This is a genomic window from Cryobacterium sp. TMT2-14 (assembly GCF_004402465.1).
Taxonomy (GTDB): Bacteria; Actinomycetota; Actinomycetes; order Actinomycetales; family Microbacteriaceae; genus Cryobacterium; species Cryobacterium sandaracinum.
Window position 1 is genome coordinate 1 of record NZ_SOFV01000017.1, and the last position, 18,547, is coordinate 18,547.

Below are 18,547 nucleotides of genomic sequence, written 5' to 3' on the forward strand. Positions count from 1 at the left end.
CTTCGCGCAACTGCTGCTCCGAGTCCCGGTCCGGCTCCGATGATGGCGATGACAGGCACGATGGACTCCTTCGATTGCTGCTGCTTCGATGACTAACGCTGGGAGCTAGAGCCTAAACTCCGTCGCATTCCGATACCGAAAACCGCGATGCAGTCCGACTTTCTTACACCAGTGCTGGTCACTGAGTGGTCTAGCCACAGATTTCTCTGGGAATGACAGGCATGGGGCGAACGACGATCTTGTTCACTAGGCCTTCAGATGTAGCGAAATTGATCCAATTCCCGTTCCCGTCCGTCAACGTGTAGTGGGGAGTGAAATGGTCGTCCTGGTAGGTGATCGCGGGGTATGCGGTCTTGAGTTCATCGAGCGTGGTGCCGATCCCGATTCCAGCGGTCGTGCGCGGCGATGTGGCGGTGAAGTCCGAGGAAGTCGGCCCTCCCTCCAAGGCGATCAGCTCTACGAGGCCGTTGTCGGAACTGTCGGCGATGACCAAATTGGGAAATCCGGGCCGGTCGAAGGAGAGGATCGACGGACAGCCTTCGAAAACGGCACTGCTGGAGAAGGCGGTCATCAACCGGTCCGTCGCGCTGATACTATCCCCGATCACCAGCGGTCCCACGCTGGTGAAGCCGATGATCCACGAAGCCGGGTCGGCTAGGTCCATCGCGAGCTTTGTCGGTATCGGTGTCGGTGTCGGTGCAGTCGTGCTGGCCGTCGGGCCGACGGAACTCGTCGGATTCATTACCGGCGCATCGGGCCCCTGACGTGCACACCCCGACAGGAGCAGCAGCCCGATTGCCGCGACAGCTACGACGGGAAGCCGCCGGCGCTCGGAAACGTGAACTGACATCCGATTTCCCCCGATTTAGTTCTCAGAACCTGGATCCACATTAGTTTCACTCAACCGGGTTGCGTCACCGGCAGTCAGGACCGCCTGTGCGAGCATCTCCCGACGGGGGTTCCGTGCGTGCTGGCGACGACAGGACCGCTCGCTACGAGTAAGAGAGGAACGCTCTACACGTTGAACCTGAACTCCACCACGTCGCCGTCCTGCATGATGTATTCCTTGCCCTCGATGCGGGCCTTGCCCCTGGAGCGGGCCTCCGCCACGGAACCGGCCTCCATCAGGTCGTCGAAGGAGAAGATCTCCGCCTTGATGAAGCCCTTCTGAAAGTCGGTGTGAATGACGCCGGCAGCCTGCGGAGCGGTCCAGCCCTTTCGGATGGTCCAGGCGCGTGTTTCCTTGGGGCCGGCCGTGAGGTAGGTCTGGAGGCCGAGGGTGTCGAAGCCGATGCGGGCGAGCTGGTCGAGCCCGCTCTCGGCCTGGCCGGTGGAGGCCAGCATCTCGGCGGCGTCCTCGGCGTCGAGTTCACTGAGCTCGGATTCGAGCTTCGCGTCGAGGAACACGGCGTTGGCCGGGGCCACCAGCGCGGCCAGAACAGCGAGCTTCCCGGCATCCTGCAGCACCGCCTCGTCGACGTTGAACACGTAGATGAACGGCTTGGCCGTCAGCAGGCCCAGCTCGCGGATGGGCTCGATGTCGAGCGTGGCCGATGACAGCGGCGCTCCGGCGTCGAGGATGGCCTGCGCCTTGAGCGCGGTCTCCAGCACGATGGGGGGAAGCTTGCGCCCTTTGACCTCTTTCTCGAAGCGGGAGACCGCCTTCTCGAGGGTCTGCAGGTCGGCGAGGATGAGTTCGGTGTTGATCGTCTCCATGTCGCCGGCCGGGTCGACGGCGCCGTCGACATGCACCACGTCGGGGTCGGCGAAGCCGCGGATGACCTGCGCGATGGCGTCGGCCTCCCGAATGTTGGCAAGGAACTTGTTGCCGAGCCCCTCCCCCTCGCTGGCGCCGCGCACGATGCCGGCGATGTCGACGAACGACACCGGGGCAGGCAGCAGACGCTCGCTACCGAAGACCGCGGCCAGCTTGGCCAGGCGGTGGTCGGGCAGGTTGACGATGCCGACGTTGGGCTCGATGGTGGCGAACGGGTAGTTCGCCGCGAGCACGTTGTTCTTGGTCAACGCGTTGAAGAGGGTGGACTTGCCAACATTGGGCAGTCCGACGATTGCAATAGTAAGAGCCACGAGAGTCAATCGTACCGTCTGCGACCCGAGGCCGGTCGGCACAGCGGCGACGCGCTGTCGGCGGCCCGTGACAGGATGAAGCGGTGCCAGTCAACTTCACCGCCATCGACTTCGAGACCGCCAACTCCTCCAGCGCTTCGGCCTGCTCGGTGGGGCTGGTGAAGGTCCGTGACGGCAAGGTCGTCGACCGCATCGCCTGGTTCATCAAGCCGGCCGTCGGGCACGACGTCTTCCTGGCCTGGAACATCAAGATCCACGGCATCCGGCCGACGGATGTCGCCTGTGCGGCCACCTGGGCGCAGCAGCTTCCCGACCTGGTCGCCTTCGCCGGCGACGACCACCTCGTGGCGCACAACGCCGGGTTCGACCTGGGGGTCATCAAGACGTCCTCCACGGTCGCCGGGCTGGTCGTGCCCGACTTCAACTACGTCTGCAGCCTCCAGGTGGCCCGCCGCACCTACCACCTCGACTCGTACCGGCTCCCGGTGGCCGCGATGGCCGCGGGCTTCGAGGGTTTCGCCCACCACGACGCCCTGGCCGACGCGGAGGCCTGCGCGGCCATCATGATCCACGCCGCCGACCGGCACGGGGCCGACACTCTCGAGGAGCTGGCGCAGATCACCGGCGTGAAGATCGGCGCCATCGGGCCGTTCGCCACGAAGGAGAAGTCCGCCACGCACGGCCCGATGGCGCTGAACTAGGCATCCTTGGGGCACCGGCTCGGGCAATGTCGGTGGCCACTGGCAGAGTAGAACCATGGATTCCTGGTTCAGTCTTCTTCTCGGCCTTGTCGTCGGCGCCCTGCTCGGCACCCTACTCACGGTGGTCCTCACGGCGCGTTCCGCCGAGCGCCGCAACGAAGGCTCGTCCGGCACCGATCCCCTCGTCATCGAGGCCCGGCACCAGGTGGCCTTGGCCGAGGTGTATGCCCGAGAGGCCGGCATCCAGTCCATCCTGCGCGAAGAGCTGGCCTCAGTCCAGGCCACCGCCGACGCCCTGCGCGGACAGGTCGTCGACGCGGGGCGGCAATACCGCGAACTGAGCGACCGCCAGCGCAACGACCAGGACGCGCGCACCGAGCAACAGAATCAGGAAAGCAAGGTGCTCCAGGCCCTCGCTCCGGTCAAGGAGAGCCTGCAGGACATGCAGCAGAAGGTCGCCGAGCTCGAGGCCCAGCGCAGCCTGCAACACGGCGAGCTCAGCCAGCAGCTGCGGTCGGCGACCGAGTCGGAGGAGCGCCTACGGAGCACCGCCGAGTCGCTCGCGTCGGCCCTGCGCGCCAACAACACGCGCGGGGTCTGGGGCGAAACCCAGCTGCGCAGCGTGGTCGAGGCCGCCGGCCTGATCGAGCGGGTCGACTTCGATGTGCAGTCGAGCATCACCTCCGACGCCGGCGCCGGCCGCCCCGACATGGTCGTGCACCTGCCCGGCGGCAAGAACATCGCCGTCGACGCGAAGGTGCCGTTCACGGCGTTCCTCGAAGCCAGCCAGATCCCGGTCACCGCCACCGGTGCCCTGGGAGCCCAGCGGGCCGTCTACATGAAAGCTCACGTCAAGGCCGTGCGCGACCACATCACCGCCCTCGGCAGCAAGGCCTACTGGCAGGGCTTGGAGGCCTCCCCGGAGATCGTGATCGCCTTCATCCCGAGCGAGTCCCTGGTCTCCTCGGCGCTGGAGGCCGACCCCTCGATCATGGAATTCGCGTTCTCGAAACGGGTGGCCCTCGCCTCCCCGGTGACCCTGTGGTCGGTGCTCAAGACGGTGGCCTTCACCTGGCAGCAGGACGTGCTCACGCATGACGCAAAAGTCTTGTTCGACCTCAGTCGGGAGCTATACGGCCGTCTGGCCACCACGGCCACGCACATCGAAAAACTGGGCCGGTCGATCGAGCGCACGGTGAAGGACTACAACGGCTTCGTCGGCTCGATGGAACGCCAGGTACTGCCCACCGCACGCAAGCTCAACGCCCTCGACGAGTCCAAGGTGCTGGCGCCGCTGGCGGGCATCGAGGACACACCGCGCGAACTGGCCGCCTGGGAGTTCGTGTCGGAGCTGGAGGCCGCGGTACTCGAAAGCGCCGCACTCGATGCCGCCGCACTCGAGGCCGCCGCACTGACTGACTCCGAGAATCGCCGATAACGCCGAAAATCGCCGTCGGAGCGGCGATTTTCGGCCTTGCAGGCAGCTAAAGCCGAGCGCCTAGAGCCACTTCGAGGCGAGGTGCTCGGCGATCACCCGACGCGTGGTGCCGGACTTCGAGCGCAGCACGATGCTCTCGGTGCGGATGATCGGGCCCTGGCGGCGCACGCCGTCGACGAGTCCGCCATCCGTCACGCCCGTGGCGACGAAGAAGGTGTTGTCGCCGCTGACCATGTCGTCCAGCTCGAGCAGCTTGTCGACGTCGAGGCCGGCCGCGACGGCACCCGCACGCTCGGCGTCGTCCTTCGGTGCCAGGCGTCCCTGCATGTAGCCGCCGATGGCCTTGAGCGCGCAGGCCGTGGTGATGCCTTCCGGGCTGCCACCCGTGCCGACGCACATGTCGATGCGCGTTTCCCAGCGAGCCGCGTTGATGCCGCCGGCGACGTCGCCGTCGCTCATCAGCCGCGTGCCCGCTCCGGCGCTGCGAATGGCGTCGATAAGTTCGGCGTGGCGGGGACGGTCGAGCACGGCGAGGACCATTTCGCCGACTGGCTTGCCCGTCGCCTTCGACAGCTCACGGATGTTGTCGCCGATCGGGGCGTCGAGGCTGACGACTCCGCGCCCGGCGGCGCCCGTGACGATCTTGTCCATGTAGAACACGGATGACGCGTCGAGCATGGTGCCGCGGGAGGAGACCGCGATCACGGAGAGGGCATTCTGGCGTCCGGCGGCGGTGAGGCTGGTGCCGTCGATCGGGTCGACCGCGATGTCGCAGGCGGGTCCGGTTCCGTTGCCGACGCGCTCACCGTTGAAGAGCATCGGGGCTTCGTCTTTCTCACCCTCACCGATGACGATGAGTCCGTCGAAGTTCACGGTGCCGAGGAAGACGCGCATGGCGTCGACGGCTGCCTTGTCTGCGGCATTCTTGTCGCCGCGGCCGATGAACGGGACCGCACGAATCGCTGCGGCCTCGGTGGCCCGCACCAATTCCATCGCAAGGTTGCGGTCGGGGTGCATGAAATTGGGGGCGACTTCGGGGCTGTTCACAGATGGTCCTTCCCGGACGAAGAGTGCGGCAGTGGCAAGACCCATCTTTGGGCCGGCACCGGTGTCGGTGCTGCCTCGTTCAGCCTAGCGCCCGCTCTTCGTCGCGGGGGCGTTCGCTCGCTGGCACGGCCGGAGACCCACCTCGGTAGGATGAGAAGACCGAAACGGTTCAATCGAGGAGACTCAACAATGCCCATCGCAACCCCAGACCAGTACGCCGAGATGCTCAACAAGGCCAAGACGAAGGGGTTCGCCTACCCGGCGTTCAACGTTTCGTCTTCTCAAAGCATTAATGCCGTTCTTCAGGGCCTGACCGAAGCCGGCTCTGACGGCATCATCCAGGTCACCACTGGTGGCGCAGATTACTTCGCCGGCCACACGGTCAAGAACCGCGCATCCGGTGCGCTCGCGATGGCGCGCTTCGTGCAGTCCGTCGCCGACAATTACCCCATTACCGTTGCGCTTCACACGGACCACTGCCCCAAGGGCGCGCTCGAGGACTTCGTCCTCCCGCTCATCTCCGCTTCCGAAGACGAGGTGAAGGCCGGCCGCAACCCGATCTTCCAGTCGCACATGTGGGACGGCTCCGCAATCCCGCTGGCAGAGAACCTGGACATCGCCAAGGACATTTTGAAGCGCACCCAGGCGATCAACACCATCCTCGAGGTCGAGATCGGCGCCGTCGGCGGCGAAGAAGACGGCGTCGAGGGCGACATCAACGAGAACCTGTACACGACACTCGACGACGCGCTCTCGATGATCGATTCCCTCGGCATGGGCGAGAACGGCCGCTACATGGCTGCCCTCACCTTCGGCAACGTGCACGGCGTGTACAAGCCCGGCAACGTCAAGCTGCGCCCGGAGCTCCTCAAGGAGATCCAGGACGGCGTCGCCGCCAAGCTGGGTACCGGCCCGAAGCCGCTCGACCTGGTCTTCCACGGTGGGTCAGGCTCGACCGACGCCGAGATCGCCGAGGCCGTCGCGAACGGTGTCGTCAAAATGAACATCGACACCGACACCCAGTACGCGTTCACCCGCGCGGTCGCCGGCTACATGCTGAGCAACTATGACAGCGTGCTCAAGGTTGACGGCGAAGTCGGCAACAAGAAGGTCTACGACCCGCGCGCCTGGGGCAAGGTTGCCGAGACGGGCATGGCCGCTCGCGTCGCCGACGCCACCCGCCAGCTCGGCTCCGCCGGCCACTCGAACAGCTAGCACCGGATGACGATGGCCGAGAATTCTTCGTCGACTCCTTCGGGAACCCCTCCGGAGGATTCCCGGCCCCGTCCCCAGTACGGTGAGCTTGCGCCCGAGGGTTGGAGCTGGACTCCTAGCCCGGATGAGCCCACGCTCGCCACACCGCCGGCTCCGGGGCCGTCCGCGGCACCCGAGCGGGCTGTGCGCCCGGCCGGAACCGCGCCGGCCTGGGACCGGCCGGTGACTCTGAGCCTGCTCGTCCTCGGGCTCCTGTCCACGTTCTTCGCGGTCAGCATGCTCACGATGATCACCGAGTCCATTCAGTTGCTCCATACCCAGCTGGATCTCGCCGCGTATGAGCCGGATCCCTCCGCGGCCGGGCTGGTCACGGCCGGGATCATCGGTGTGTCCCTGGTCTGGCTGGCCACGGCGGCAGGCGTGATCCTGTTGCTGGTCCGAGGCAAGCGCGCGTTCTACGTGCCGCTGATCGGTGTGGTCCTGTCCGCGTTCGTGTTCATCGCCTTCACCACCGCGGTTTTGGCCACCGACCCGACGCTGCTCAACGACCCGAACCTGATGGACGTCTACGGCCAGCTGTAGACGACGCCATTCTGCCGGGTCCGGCGTGCACGAAGGCCCCCGTCGGTCAGATCCTGGATCTGATCGACGGGGGCCTTCGTGGTGAACGCGGCTGGCCGGTTCCTAGCTGCTGACCCGTCCGCCGAGACCGCGGGCATCCGCGTTGCCGGCCAGGTCATTGCGCAGTTCCTTCGGCAGCGAGAACAGCAGGTCCTCCTCGGCCGTCTTGATCTCTTCGATGTCGCCGTAGCCGGCCTCGGCCAGATCGGCGAGCACCTCGTGCACGAGTTCGTCGGGCACGGATGCCCCGCTGGTCACGCCCACGGTGACAACCCCGTCGAGCCACTCCTGCTGGATCTCGCTGGCGAAGTCCACGCGGTAGGCAGCCCGAGCACCGTACTCCAGCGCCACCTCGACCAGTCGCACCGAGTTGGACGAGTTCGCCGAGCCGACCACAATGACGAGGTCCGAATCACGGGCCACCTTCTTGATCGCCACCTGGCGATTCTGGGTGGCGTAGCAGATGTCGTCGCTGGGGGGATCCTGCAGATTTGGAAAACGGGCACGCAGGCGACGCACGGTTTCCATGGTCTCGTCCACGCTCAGCGTGGTCTGGGACAGCCAGACCACCTTGTCGGGGTCGCGCACCTCGATGGTGTCGGCGTCGTCAGGGCTCCCGACGAGCGTGGTGTGCTCGGGTGCCTCCCCCGCGGTTCCCTCGACCTCTTCGTGGCCTTCGTGGCCGATCAGCAGGATCTGGAAGTCGTCCCGGGCGAAGCGCACGGCCTCACGGTGCACCTTCGTGACCAGTGGGCAGGTGGCGTCGATTGCCAGCAGGCCGCGGTCCGCCGCCGCAGTGACGACGGCCGGTGACACGCCGTGGGCGCTGAAAACGATGTGGGAGCCGGTGGGCACCTCGTCTACTTCCTCGACGAAGATCGCCCCCTTCTTCTCCAGCTCGGAGACCACGTGGATGTTGTGCACGATCTGCTTGCGCACATACACGGGGGAGCCATACAGTTCGAGGGCCTTCTCGACGGCGATGACGGCACGGTCCACGCCGGCGCAGTAGCCTCGCGGGGCGGCCAGCAGCACCCGTTTGCGTCCGAGCACCGGGGTATCCTTGAGCCTGTTGCGTGCGCGGGGAATCCGTGGCATGCCAAGGCCGATCACAGGCGAATCCGTACTGATAGTCACCTCCTCATCTTATGGGGGCCGACTGTGCAGTCCGTGGGAGGAACGATTGATGACGGACGCACCACCCACCCTCGAGACCCCCTGGCCGGTCGGGCTGCTGGCCAACAAGATCCGCGGCTACATCGAGCGCCTCGGCACGGCCTGGGTCGAGGGCGAGATCACCCAGTGGGGCGCCAGCGGCGGCAACGTTTACGGCAAGCTCAAGGACCTCACCGAAGACGCCACGGTCGGCTTCACGATCTGGTCGTCGGTGCGCGCGAAGCTGACCAACGACTTCAAGCAGGGCGACCGGGTCATCGCCCTCGTCAAACCCAACTACTGGGTCAAGGGTGGCACTCTCACCATGCAGATGCTCGAGATGCGCCACGTGGGCCTCGGCGACATGCTGGAACGGCTCGAACGACTGCGCAATCGGCTGGCCGGCGAGGGTCTGTTCGACGCGTCCCGCAAGAAGCCGCTGCCCTTCCTCCCCCATTGCATCGGCCTGGTCACCGGCAAAGACTCCGACGCTGAGAAAGACGTCATCCGCAACGCCCAGCTGCGCTGGCCGGCCGTCACTTTCGACCTGGCCTACGCCGCCGTGCAGGGTGATCGCATGGTGTCCGAGGTGACCGCGGCCATCCAGCGGCTGGACGCCGACCCGGAGGTCGACGTGATCATCGTCGCCCGCGGCGGCGGCGACTTCCAGAACCTGCTCGGCTTCAGCGACGAGACGCTGATCCGGGCTGCGGCGGCCTGCACGACCCCGCTGGTCAGCGCGATCGGCCACGAGGCCGACCGGCCGCTGCTCGACGACGTGGCCGACCTTCGCGCGTCGACGCCGACGGATGCCGCCAAACGCGTCGTGCCGGACGTCTCCGACGAACTCAACCGGGTACAGCAGGCCCGGGCCCGCCTCAGCAACCGGCTGACCGGTATCCTCGCGCACGAGGTCGACCGGATCGGTCAGCTTCGCTCACGCCCGGTGTTGAGCACCCCCGAGTGGATCATCGATTCCCGATCCGAGGACCTCACCCGCTACGTCGCCCGCGGCGCCGAGCTAATCGACCGGGCGGTCGAGCGGGCCGGAGCGGTGATCGTCGACCTGCGTTCCCAGTTGCGCGCCCTCTCCCCCCAGGGCACCCTCGACCGCGGCTACTCGATCGTGCAGTTGCAGGGCGGCCAGGTGGTGCGCTCGCCCGGGCAGGCACCGTCGCAGACGAAACTCCTGATCACGCTCGCCGAGGGCGCTCTGGCGGCCACCGCGGACGTGGCAACCTCCGACCCGACACCGTCGAATGAGAAATTAGAATGGACACCATGACCTCGGCACCAGACGAAATCAACGCACTGAGCTACGAACAGGCCCGGGATGAACTCGTGCGCGTGGTGAACGCCCTCGAGCAGGGAGCCTCGTCGCTGGAGGAATCGCTCGCGCTGTGGGAACGAGGTGAGGCTCTCGCCCGCCGCTGCGAAGAGTGGCTGATCGGCGCGAAAGCCAGGCTGGATGCCGCCAGGGCAGGCCAAGTCGACTCCGCCGCGACAGCCGGATGAGCCCCGCCAAGCGCGCGCCCCGAATCGTCGCAGAGCTGGGTCGCCCGGAGACGCCGGATGAAACCCGCACCCGGCTGGCCGAGAACTCCCGCAAGTACCGCTCCCACAAGACCGTGAACAATCTGGTCCTGTCCCTGCTGGCCACACTGGGCACAGTCCTGGTGCTCGTGCTGCTGGTGCCGCGCAGCGACGCCCCGCAGAACCGCGACGTCGATTTCGCCGCCGTCGCCGCGCAGGTGCAACCCGGCCTCACCGATCCCCTGCTGGTTCCGGAGTTGCCGAGTGGGTGGACGGCCAACGCCGCGCAGTGGCACCTGGGCGGAAGCGACAAGATCCCGTCCTGGTACATCGGTCTGATCACGGCCAAGACCGAGTTCATCGGCCTCACCCAAGCGCTCGGCGCCAACCCGAGCTGGCTCGCCGACGAGCTGCAGGATGCTCCGGTCGCCGGCACCGTCATGATCGCCGGAGTCACCTGGGACGTCTACCGCAACACCGCACCGGAAGATGACCGCGGCAATTTCGAATCCGCTCTGGTGACCACGGCCGGCGACAGTACCTACCTCCTCGTCGGCACCGCCGATGACGAGGAACTCGCCGTCCTGGCCGCAGTGCTGGCCGAACAGATCAGTTCCAACAGCACCGAGGGACAGTAATGGGCGAGGCAGCAACACCGGCAGACGTCTGGACCGACCTGCAGCGCGGAAACGACCGCTTCGTGAGCGGCGAGCCGCGGCATCCGCGGCAGGATGTGGACCGCCGAGCCGAACTCGCCTTCGTACAGACCCCCGACGCGGCCCTGTTCGGCTGCAGCGACTCGCGGCTGGCCGCCGAGATCATCTTCGACAAGGGCCTCGGCGACCTCTTCGTCGTGCGCAATGCCGGTCAGGTCATCTCCGATTCGGTGCTCGGCTCACTCGAATACGCGGTCGCCGTGCTCCGTGTGCCGCTCATCCTGGTGCTCGGCCACGACGGCTGCGGGGCCGTGCGCGCCGCCATCGATTCCCAGGCCGCCGACGCGCAACCTCTGCCCGCGCACATCAGCCGGATCATCGAGAAGATCGTGCCGGCCGTCCGCCGGGTGGCGGAGTCCAAGGATGCGACGTCGATCGATCCCGAGCTGGTCGACGCCCTCGCCGTCGGCCGCGAACACCTTCGCGACACGGTGTCCGAACTGCTCGAGCGCTCTGAGATGATCAGGGCGGCCGTGGCAGAAGGTACATTGGCTATCGTCGGGGCGAACTACCGGCTGCTCGAAGGCCGTGCCGTGCCCGACATCGTTGTCGGCGTGGTTTAGCCGAGCAGCCCGCCCGCGGCGAGCCGCCCAGGCCGTCGCCGCGCGTTCCCGTACCGAAGAGATTCCCAACCGAAAGGTAATACACACCGTGGTGGACAAGACCGCTGAAGCCGAGTACCGGATCGAACACGACACGATGGGCGAGGTCCGGGTTCCGGTCGCCGCCCTCTACGGGGCGCAGACGCAGCGGGCCGTCGAGAATTTCCCGATCTCCGGCTCGGTACTGGAGCCCGCCCAGATCGCCGCCCTGGCGCGCATCAAAAAGTCCGCCGCCCTGGCGAACGCGAAACTAGGGGTACTAGACGTCGACATCGCCAACGCGATCGCCACCGCCGCCGACGAGGTCTCCACCGGTCGCTACGACTCCGAGTTCCCGATCGACGTCTACCAAACCGGCAGCGGCACCTCCTCGAACATGAACATGAACGAGGTCCTCGCGACCCTGGCGACCCGCAGCCTCGGGCGCCCGGTGCACCCGAACGACCACGTGAACGCGTCTCAGTCCTCCAACGACGTGTTCCCGACATCCGTGCACCTCGCCGTGACGAGCGCGCTCATCGACGAGCTCGTCCCCGCACTCGACCACCTGGCTGTGGCCTTAGAGGCCAAGGCCGAGCTGTGGGCCGGCGCGGTCAAGGCCGGCCGCACCCACCTGATGGATGCCACCCCGGTCACCCTCGGCCAGGAGTTCGGCGGATACGCGCGGCAGATGCGCCTCGGCATCGAGCGCGTGCGCACCGCGCTTCCCCGCGTCGCGGAGGTCCCCCTCGGCGGCACTGCGGTCGGAACCGGCATCAACACGCCCGCAGGGTTCCCGCAGCTCGTGATCGAGCTGCTCGTCGAGGAGACCGAACTGCCGGTCACCGAGGCACGCGACCACTTCGAGGCGCAGGCCAACCGGGACGGCCTGGTGGACGCATCCGGCGCCCTTCGCACCATCGCGGTGAGCCTCACCAAGATCTGCAACGACCTGCGCTGGATGGGCTCGGGACCCAACACGGGCTTCGGAGAGCTGAACATCCCCGACCTGCAGCCGGGCTCCTCGATCATGCCGGGCAAGGTGAACCCGGTGATCCCCGAGGCCGTGCTGATGGTCTGCTCCCGCGTGATCGGCAACGACGCCACCATCGCCTGGTCGGGCGCGTCGGGCTCGTTCGAGCTCAACGTCGCGATCCCGGTGATGGGCACCGCCCTGCTCGAGTCGATCCGCCTGCTCTCGAACGCGGCCCGCGTGCTCGCCGACAAGACCGTCGACGGCCTCACAGCGAATGTCGAGCGCGCGCGCGCGCTGGCCGAGTCCTCCCCCGCCATCGTCACTCCTCTAAACCGGGTCATCGGCTACGAGGCCGCGGCCAGGGTGGCAAAGTACTCGGTGGCCGAAGGGGTGACCGTGCGCGATTCCGTCATCGCGCTCGGTTTCGTTGAGCGCGGCGAGGTCACCCTCGAACTGCTCGACACCGCCCTCGACGTGCTGAGCATGACCCGCCCGCCTCAGGCGAAGTAGCCCCGCGCTTTCTCACTTGCGCAGCTCCTTGTCCGTTCAGCGCTCACCAATTCGACGGAGATTTTGCTCCCAGTTGCCTGTTTTCGTACCGAAAGCGGCTTCTGGGGCAAAATCTCCGTCGAATTCGTCAGGGCGCTAGCGCACCTCGTTGCCCTCGAGCATCTCGGTCACGAGGGCGGCGATCGCGCTCCGCTCCGAGCGGGTGAGCGTCATGTGGGCGAAGAGCGGATGTCCCTTGAGCGTCTCGATGACCGACGCCACCCCGTCGAAGCGGCCGACCCGCAGGTTGTCCCGCTGCGCCACATCGTGGGTGAGGACCACCCGCGAGTTCTGCCCGATCCGGCTGAGCACCGTGAGTAGCACGTTGCGTTCGAGCGACTGAGCCTCATCGACGATCACGAAAGCGTCGTGCAGGGACCGGCCGCGGATGTGCGTCAGCGGCAGGACTTCGAGGATGCCGCGCTCGATGACCTCCTCCAGCACGTTCTCGGAGACGATGGCCCCGAGTGTGTCGAAGACCGCCTGGGCCCACGGGCTCATCTTCTCGGCGGCGTCGCCGGGCAGGTACCCCAGCTCCTGGCCGCCGACCGCGTAGAGCGGTCGGAAGACCATGATCTTGCGGTGCTGCTGGCGTTCCAGCACGGCCTCGAGCCCGGCGCAGAGGGCGAGCGCCGACTTCCCCGTGCCGGCCCGACCTCCCAGTGACAGGATACCGATCTCCGGGTCGAGCAGCAGGTCGATGGCGAGCCGCTGCTCCGCCGAGCGTCCCTTCAGCCCGAAGACGTCCCGGTCGCCGCGCACGAGCTTCATCGCGCCGTTGCCGGTCACCCGGCCGAGCGCCGAACCGCGGTCGGAGTGGATGACCAGGCCCGTGTTCACGGGCATGTCCTGCACGAGACGGGTGTGCACGACCTCCTTGTCGTAGAGCTCGTCGATCAGGTTCGAGCCCAAGGTGATCTCGTCGATGCCGGTCCAGCCGGAATCCACGGCAAGTTCATGACGGTACTCTTCTGCGGTGAGGCCGAGCGAGGCCGCCTTGACCCGTAGGGGCAGGTCCTTGGAGACGACGGTCACATTCAAGCCGTCGTGGGCGAGATTCAGGGCCACGGCCAGGATGCGGGAGTCGTTGTCACCGAGTTGCAGTCCGGACGGAAGCACCGACATGTTCGAGTGGTTGAGCTCCACGCGGAGGCTGCCGCCGTCACCGACCGGGATCGGGAAGTCCAACCGTTCGTGCTTCACCCGCAGTTCGTCAAGGAACCGCAGTGACTGGCGAGCGAAGTAGCCGATCTCCGGGTCGTTGCGTTTGGCCTCGAGCTCCGCAATCACCACGACGGGGAGCACGACGGCGTGCTCCGCGAAACGGAAGATCGCTTTGGGATCGGAGAGCAGAACCGAGGTGTCAAGAACGTACGTGCATTCGGTCTGCCCCGTCGCCGACGCGCTCTGGTTAGAACCCTTGTTATCGATCTGATTAGCGGTCACAACCACTCCCACCCCGTGCCCCGTGAGGCACAGATTGTGTTGGCGAGCGGCCACAGGGTTCTCGAGCCGTACTTATGTGGCCGTCTCGATCAGGCGCCATACCTGATAAGCATGACGCTACTTACCCGCACGCTCCAGGGGAAGAGCGACACGCCCATTCGAAACAATGTTCACCGAGCCGTCGTCAGTAGGTCACGGCGGTCGCATACGAGGTGAACGCCCCGCGCAGCATGTCGACCGTGTCCGGGCTGAGCGCAGCATGGGTGCTCAGCCGCACGGTCCCGCTGCGGGTCGTCGCCGTCACCCCGTGGTTGTGCAGCGCGATGCTCAGCAGCGTGAGCTGGCTCGCCGGTGGCTCGAGCAGTAGGATGCCGGCCCGCTCCCGGTCGTCTCGGGAGGAAACCACGGGCACAGCAAACTCGTCCGCCAGATCGATCAGAAGCGACACGTTCACGGCGATCGCATCTTCAATGGCACGGATACCGACCTCGGCCACCTCCTCGAGGGCGGCCGCGAACCGGGCCTGGGCGATGGCGTCGCCATTGCTCACCCGGAACGCGTTTGCGCTGCGGCTCGGCGGCAATACTTCGTCCCACGGCTCGGGGACGTCGGTGCCGGCGAAACCGGAGAACACGGGGACCAGGCGTTCCACCGCACGGTCGCTGAGAGCCAGGAACCCGGTGCCCCAGCCGGCCCTGGACCATTTCTGCCCGCCCGACGCGACGACGTCTGCCACCTCGTAGGGGACATCCACTGCGCCGAAACCCTGGATGGCGTCGACGATGAGCAAACGGTCGCCGATGACCTGACGGATGCCCTCGAGGTCCACGCGATGGCCGGTGCGGGAATCGACGAGGCAGACCGCCACTGCGGCAGTGGCCGGGGTGAGCTGCTCCCGGATCTGACCAGGGGTGACGCGGCCGTGGTCGGTCGCCAGCCAGAGCGGGGTGACCACCTGCAGCGCCTCCGCGGCGCGCACGGCCGCGAACGGGACCGTGGGAAAGTCGCCCGACGACAGCAGCACCGCCCCCGTCAGGCCGAACATGGCCTGCATCACGCCGGTGGTGGTGTTGGGCTCGGAAACGACCTGGTCGGCGCGAAATCCGGTCACCCGGGCCACGGCGGTGCGCAGCCGCTCGTCCTGGGCTTGGAAGTGGTCCAGGCTGCCGAACCGGGCCCGCGAGAGCACCTCGGTCTGGCCGAGGGTTTCGGCGACCACACCCGCCGACAGCGGGCCGATCCGGGCATAGTCGAGGTAACCGGGTTCCGCGATGAACCCGTCAAGGAACCGTTCGAGAGCCGTCATGAGGTGCCCCTACCCTCCGAAGCGGCGCTGGCGCCGAGCAAAATCGCGCAGGGCGCGCAGAAAATCGACCTGGCGGAGGTCAGGCCCGAGCGCCTCCACGAAGTAAAACTCGCTGTGTGCGCTCTGCCAGAGCATGAAATCGCTGATGCGCTGCTCCCCCGACGTGCGGATGACCAGGTCCGGATCGGGCTGGCCGCCCGTGTACAGGTGCGCGCCGATCAGATCCGGGGTCAGCGTCTCCGCAAGGTCCTCGAGCACGCCGCCGCTGGCAAGGTGCGCTCCCACGATGCTGCGCATGGCGTCGGTGATCTCGGTGCGCCCGCCGTAGCCGACGGCAAGGTTGACGTGCAGCCCCTTCTTGCGGGCCGTGCGCGCTTCCGCGGCGTTCAGTGCGGCCACCAGCGGCTCGGGCAGTCCGGTCTTCGAGCCGACCTGCTGCACCCGCCAGTCGCGGTACCGGGACAACTCCTCCGCGAGCTTGGCGATGATCTTCGTCAGCTCCGCGAGTTCTTCGCTGGGCCGGTTGGTGAGGTTGTCGGACGACAACAGGTAGAGCGTGACGACGGAGATGCCGAGGTCGTCACACCACTTGAGGAACTCCCGCATCTTGGCGGCACCGGCCCGATGCCCGTGGGCGGCGGAGTCGAACCCGAGCTGTTTGGCCCAGCGCCGGTTGCCGTCGATGATCATGGCGACGTGGTTTGGAAGAACATCCGGCGTCAGCCCGCGACGAAGCCGACGCTGATAAACCCCGTAGAGAATGCCGCGCGCCCAAGGAACTTCCCGTTTCTGCACACAGTTACGCTAGCCCACTCGGGAGCGTCGCGTACCGCGCGCGGCATGCACACTGTCCTATTCTTGCAGCATGGCCTCAGCGGATGACATCCCCAACCTGCCGTTGTTCGAGGACGACCTGCCCCCGCAGGTGGACGTCAAGCCCACCTGGCGAGGATGGATCCACGCCGGCACGTTCCCGGTCACGATCGTGGCCGGGATCGTGCTGCTCCTGTCGGCCGAGGGCAGCGCGGCCCGGTGGAGTTCGCTCGTGTTCGTGCTCAGCTCGATGCTGCTGTTCGGCAATTCGGCGCTGTACCACCGGTTCGACTGGAGTCCGCGCACGAAGGTCATCCTCAAACGGATCGACCACGCCAACATCTTCCTGCTGATCGCGGGCTCTTACACGCCCATCGCCGTGCTGGCCCTGCCGCCCGCCAAGTCCACGCTGCTTCTGTCGCTGGTCTGGGGCGGCGCCATCCTCGGAATCGCGTTCCGGGTGTTCTGGATTCACGCCCCACGCTGGCTCTACGTTCCGCTGTACCTGGCACTCGGCTGGGGAGCGCTGATGTTCATCGTGGACTTCTTCCAGGCCAACGCAGCGATGATGACACTGATCATGGTCGGCGGGCTCTGCTACTCGGTCGGCGCCGTCATCTACGGCATGAAGCGGCCGAACCCGCTGCCGGGCGTATTCGGCTTCCACGAGATCTTCCATACCCTGACCGTGGTGGCCTTCCTCTGCCACTGGGCGGCGATCATGATCATCGCGACGAACCCGATCCACCCGTAGTTCGCTAGTCCTTGTCGGCGATTCCGGCCTCTGCGGCCTTCTGTGCGGCCATCTCCGCCTGCAGACGTTCCTGAATCTCGGCGCGGTAGGTGTTGCGGCGCACTCGGCGGGCCATGTCCATCGCCAGCAGCACCGCTCCCACGGCGACCAGAGCAATCGCCACAAAGCCTTCCGGGCCCGGCGTCACCGTGTTCGGGTCGAACTCCGGCGGTGGGGTGGCGGCCAAGACGATGCTCACGAGGGGAGCCAGGATCAGGCCGCTCACGAGTCGTCCCGGATTCCGGTGAAGAGGTCGGATTCAGGTATCACGGTGTCCACTTTCGATTCGACGAGCTGGAAGTCTTCATAGGGCCACGCCTCGCGGATGAGGTCGTTCGGCCAGAAGAAGAAACTGCTGGTGGGAGCAACCTGACTCGCGTGGGCTCGAAGCGCCGCGTCCCGCACCTCGAGGAAGTCACCGACGGGCACATGGGTCGTGGCCAGCTTCGGGTAGTCTTTCATCCATTCCCTGGCCGCTCCGAGCGGCTCCAGCAGGGGCGAGTCCGGCTCCGTGACGCTCAGTTCCAGGAACATGGCGTCGACGCGTTCAAGGTTGAAAATCCGATCGTAATAGAGCTTCTCGACCTGCCAGGGCTCACCGGCATCCGGGTACCGGGTCGGGTCGGCGGCGGCACGGTAGGCCTCCATCGACACGTCGTGGCAGCGGATGTGGTCGGGATGCGGGTAGCCGCCCTTCTCGTCGTAGGTCACCAGGACCTGCGGCCGAAATTCGCGGATCAGCCGGACGACCGGTTCGGCGGAGATCGCCACCGGGATGTCCGCGAACGAGTTCCGGGGCACCGAACCGTCTTCGTTCATGCCGGAGTCCTCGTAGCCGAGCCAGCGGTGCTGCACGCCGAGGGCCCGCTGGGCCTCGGCCATTTCCAGACGGCGCAGTCCCGGCAGGTCGCGCTCGGCCAGCGGATGGCCGAGCAGAGCCTCATTCAGGATGCTCCCCCGCTCGCCGCCCGTGCAGCTCAGGATCATCACTTCGACGCCGAGACCCCGGTAGTGGGCATAGGTCGCAGCGCCCTTGCTCGACTCGTCGTCGGGATGGGCGTGCACCGCCAAGAGTCGCAGCGCCATGAAACTCCTCAGAAATGCCAGATAACCTTGCTACCAAGACTAATCGTTGATCCGTGAGTATGGAGTCTGAGTGGCCCTGAGCAGCAACCTCAACACCCGGTACGGACGCGCCCCGAACCGGGGCACGAGAGACCGCCGCGTTCTGTTCGTCTCAGCCGGCTCCCTCGCGGCAATCCTCCTGGGCTTCGTGGTCTGGGTGGGACTGGGGGCGTCGCAGCCTTTGATCGAGACCCGGGACATCCGTCACAGCATCATCGACGAGAACACTGTGAGCGTCACGTTCGAGGCGTCCATCCCGGTCGGCCGCACCGCCAGCTGCGCGGTTCAGGCGCTCAACGAGAGTTTCACGGTGGTTGGCTGGAAAGTCGTCAACCTGCCCGCGAGCATCGTGTATTCGCGGTCGACGACGACGGATGTGCGCACCACCGAGCAGAGCAACACCGGATTGATTTACCGCTGCTGGCTGACCTAGACTGATGACTT

20 protein-coding genes are annotated in these 18,547 nt (G+C 66.5%); 11 read left to right on the forward strand and 9 right to left on the reverse strand.

Annotated features, from left to right (window positions below; all coding sequences use genetic code 11):
• Positions 1-190 precede the first annotated feature (190 nt).
• Positions 191-850, reverse strand: a complete 660-nt coding sequence (locus tag E3O28_RS06500) for a hypothetical protein (RefSeq protein WP_134415448.1) — start codon at positions 848-850, stop codon at positions 191-193.
• A 164-nt stretch (positions 851-1,014) separates the two neighbouring features.
• A complete protein-coding gene (ychF, locus tag E3O28_RS06505) occupies positions 1,015-2,088 on the reverse strand; it encodes a redox-regulated ATPase YchF (protein WP_104100896.1) in 1,074 nt (357 codons plus the stop codon).
• Positions 2,089-2,171: 83 nt separating this feature from the next.
• On the opposite strand from ychF, the gene E3O28_RS06510 reads away from it, so the two are divergent.
• Both E3O28_RS06510 and E3O28_RS06515 read left to right on the forward strand, forming a co-directional pair.
• On the forward strand, positions 2,172-2,789 hold the full coding sequence (locus E3O28_RS06510) for an exonuclease domain-containing protein (RefSeq protein ID WP_134342323.1): 618 nt from the start codon (positions 2,172-2,174) through the stop codon (positions 2,787-2,789).
• A 55-nt stretch (positions 2,790-2,844) separates the two neighbouring features.
• Positions 2,845-4,227: a DNA recombination protein RmuC gene (locus E3O28_RS06515; protein WP_134415449.1), complete on the forward strand. Its 1,383-nt coding sequence runs from the start codon at positions 2,845-2,847 to the stop codon at positions 4,225-4,227.
• 60 nt (positions 4,228-4,287) lie between these two features.
• Here the strand turns inward: E3O28_RS06515 and glpX are convergent, their stop codons facing one another.
• Entirely contained in the window at positions 4,288-5,244 is a 957-nt protein-coding gene (glpX, locus tag E3O28_RS06520; protein WP_233191397.1) for a class II fructose-bisphosphatase, read from the reverse strand.
• Positions 5,245-5,463: 219 nt separating this feature from the next.
• Between glpX and fbaA the strand changes: the two genes are divergently transcribed.
• Both fbaA and E3O28_RS16910 read left to right on the forward strand, forming a co-directional pair.
• On the forward strand, positions 5,464-6,489 hold the full coding sequence (fbaA, locus tag E3O28_RS06525; RefSeq protein WP_104100861.1) for a class II fructose-bisphosphate aldolase: 1,026 nt from the start codon (positions 5,464-5,466) through the stop codon (positions 6,487-6,489).
• A gap of 12 nt (positions 6,490-6,501) precedes the next feature.
• The gene (locus tag E3O28_RS16910; protein WP_233191389.1) at positions 6,502-7,071 is read left to right on the forward strand and encodes a DUF6264 family protein; all 570 of its coding nucleotides are present in this window, start codon (positions 6,502-6,504) and stop codon (positions 7,069-7,071) included.
• Between the two features lie 102 nt (positions 7,072-7,173).
• Here E3O28_RS16910 and E3O28_RS06535 read toward each other — a convergent pair whose 3' ends face one another.
• A complete protein-coding gene (locus tag E3O28_RS06535; RefSeq protein ID WP_104100895.1) occupies positions 7,174-8,208 on the reverse strand; it encodes a 4-hydroxy-3-methylbut-2-enyl diphosphate reductase in 1,035 nt (344 codons plus the stop codon).
• 88 nt (positions 8,209-8,296) lie between these two features.
• Here E3O28_RS06535 and xseA point away from each other — a divergent pair, with 88 nt between their 5' ends.
• The 5 genes from xseA (at position 8,297) to E3O28_RS06560 (ending at position 12,581) form a co-directional block, all read left to right on the forward strand.
• Positions 8,297-9,550 carry an exodeoxyribonuclease VII large subunit gene (xseA, locus tag E3O28_RS06540; protein ID WP_134415450.1) on the forward strand — a complete coding sequence of 418 codons (1,254 nt, stop codon included), beginning with the start codon at positions 8,297-8,299 and terminating at the stop codon, positions 9,548-9,550.
• Positions 9,538-9,780: an exodeoxyribonuclease VII small subunit gene (locus E3O28_RS06545; protein ID WP_104100858.1), complete on the forward strand. Its 243-nt coding sequence runs from the start codon at positions 9,538-9,540 to the stop codon at positions 9,778-9,780. Before xseA ends, E3O28_RS06545 begins: the two co-directional genes overlap by 13 nt.
• Positions 9,777-10,436 carry a DUF4245 domain-containing protein gene (locus E3O28_RS06550; RefSeq protein WP_134415451.1) on the forward strand — a complete coding sequence of 220 codons (660 nt, stop codon included), beginning with the start codon at positions 9,777-9,779 and terminating at the stop codon, positions 10,434-10,436. The genes E3O28_RS06545 and E3O28_RS06550 overlap by 4 nt, the downstream gene beginning before the upstream one ends.
• Complete coding sequence (locus E3O28_RS06555; RefSeq protein WP_104100856.1) at positions 10,436-11,077, forward strand: carbonic anhydrase; 642 nt, start codon at positions 10,436-10,438, stop codon at positions 11,075-11,077. The genes E3O28_RS06550 and E3O28_RS06555 overlap by 1 nt, the downstream gene beginning before the upstream one ends.
• An 88-nt stretch (positions 11,078-11,165) precedes the next feature.
• A complete protein-coding gene (locus E3O28_RS06560) occupies positions 11,166-12,581 on the forward strand; it encodes a class II fumarate hydratase (RefSeq protein WP_134415452.1) in 1,416 nt (471 codons plus the stop codon).
• A gap of 135 nt (positions 12,582-12,716) precedes the next feature.
• Here the strand turns inward: E3O28_RS06560 and E3O28_RS06565 are convergent, their stop codons facing one another.
• The 3 genes from E3O28_RS06565 to E3O28_RS06575 form a co-directional block, all read right to left on the reverse strand.
• Positions 12,717-14,051 carry a PhoH family protein gene (locus E3O28_RS06565; RefSeq protein ID WP_233191395.1) on the reverse strand — a complete coding sequence of 445 codons (1,335 nt, stop codon included), beginning with the start codon at positions 14,049-14,051 and terminating at the stop codon, positions 12,717-12,719.
• Between the two features lie 199 nt (positions 14,052-14,250).
• Positions 14,251-15,372, reverse strand: coding sequence for an aminotransferase class V-fold PLP-dependent enzyme (locus E3O28_RS06570; protein ID WP_134415453.1), 1,122 nt, complete (start codon positions 15,370-15,372; stop codon positions 14,251-14,253).
• A gap of 9 nt (positions 15,373-15,381) precedes the next feature.
• Positions 15,382-16,167, reverse strand: a complete 786-nt coding sequence (locus E3O28_RS06575; protein ID WP_104100852.1) for an isoprenyl transferase — start codon at positions 16,165-16,167, stop codon at positions 15,382-15,384.
• Between the two features lie 70 nt (positions 16,168-16,237).
• Between E3O28_RS06575 and E3O28_RS06580 the strand changes: the two genes are divergently transcribed.
• Entirely contained in the window at positions 16,238-16,939 is a 702-nt protein-coding gene (locus E3O28_RS06580) for a hemolysin III family protein (RefSeq protein WP_134342318.1), read from the forward strand.
• A 4-nt stretch (positions 16,940-16,943) separates the two neighbouring features.
• Here the strand turns inward: E3O28_RS06580 and E3O28_RS06585 are convergent, their stop codons facing one another.
• Together E3O28_RS06585 and mca are read right to left on the reverse strand one after the other, a co-directional pair.
• The gene (locus E3O28_RS06585; RefSeq protein WP_233191388.1) at positions 16,944-17,204 is read right to left on the reverse strand and encodes a hypothetical protein; all 261 of its coding nucleotides are present in this window, start codon (positions 17,202-17,204) and stop codon (positions 16,944-16,946) included.
• Positions 17,201-18,064 (reverse strand): mycothiol conjugate amidase Mca, encoded by an 864-nt coding sequence (mca, locus tag E3O28_RS06590; protein ID WP_174721882.1) that lies wholly within the window; start codon positions 18,062-18,064, stop codon positions 17,201-17,203. Before mca ends, E3O28_RS06585 begins: the two co-directional genes overlap by 4 nt.
• 70 nt (positions 18,065-18,134) lie before the next feature.
• Between mca and E3O28_RS06595 the strand changes: the two genes are divergently transcribed.
• Positions 18,135-18,536: a DUF4307 domain-containing protein gene (locus E3O28_RS06595; RefSeq protein WP_134415454.1), complete on the forward strand. Its 402-nt coding sequence runs from the start codon at positions 18,135-18,137 to the stop codon at positions 18,534-18,536.
• Positions 18,537-18,547 lie beyond the last annotated feature (11 nt).

Excerpts from the sequence above, each read along its gene's own strand:
- E3O28_RS06570 (WP_134415453.1), bottom strand. The coding sequence starts at position 15,372 with ATGACGGCTCTCGAACGGTTCCTTGACGGGTTCATCGCGGAACCCGGT.
- glpX (WP_233191397.1), bottom strand. The coding sequence starts at position 5,244 with ATGCACCCCGACCGCAACCTTGCGATGGAATTGGTGCGGGCCACCGAG.
- fbaA (WP_104100861.1), top strand. The coding sequence starts at position 5,464 with ATGCCCATCGCAACCCCAGACCAGTACGCCGAGATGCTCAACAAGGCC.
- E3O28_RS06550 (WP_134415451.1), top strand. The coding sequence starts at position 9,777 with ATGAGCCCCGCCAAGCGCGCGCCCCGAATCGTCGCAGAGCTGGGTCGC.
- E3O28_RS06580 (WP_134342318.1), top strand. The coding sequence starts at position 16,238 with ATGGCCTCAGCGGATGACATCCCCAACCTGCCGTTGTTCGAGGACGAC.
- E3O28_RS06535 (WP_104100895.1), bottom strand. The coding sequence starts at position 8,208 with ATGCCACGGATTCCCCGCGCACGCAACAGGCTCAAGGATACCCCGGTG.
- E3O28_RS06515 (WP_134415449.1), top strand. The coding sequence starts at position 2,845 with ATGGATTCCTGGTTCAGTCTTCTTCTCGGCCTTGTCGTCGGCGCCCTG.
- xseA (WP_134415450.1), top strand. The coding sequence starts at position 8,297 with ATGACGGACGCACCACCCACCCTCGAGACCCCCTGGCCGGTCGGGCTG.
- mca (WP_174721882.1), bottom strand. The coding sequence starts at position 18,064 with ATGGCGCTGCGACTCTTGGCGGTGCACGCCCATCCCGACGACGAGTCG.
- E3O28_RS16910 (WP_233191389.1), top strand. The coding sequence starts at position 6,502 with ATGGCCGAGAATTCTTCGTCGACTCCTTCGGGAACCCCTCCGGAGGAT.
- E3O28_RS06555 (WP_104100856.1), top strand. The coding sequence starts at position 10,436 with ATGGGCGAGGCAGCAACACCGGCAGACGTCTGGACCGACCTGCAGCGC.
- E3O28_RS06500 (WP_134415448.1), bottom strand. The coding sequence starts at position 850 with ATGTCAGTTCACGTTTCCGAGCGCCGGCGGCTTCCCGTCGTAGCTGTC.
- E3O28_RS06545 (WP_104100858.1), top strand. The coding sequence starts at position 9,538 with ATGGACACCATGACCTCGGCACCAGACGAAATCAACGCACTGAGCTAC.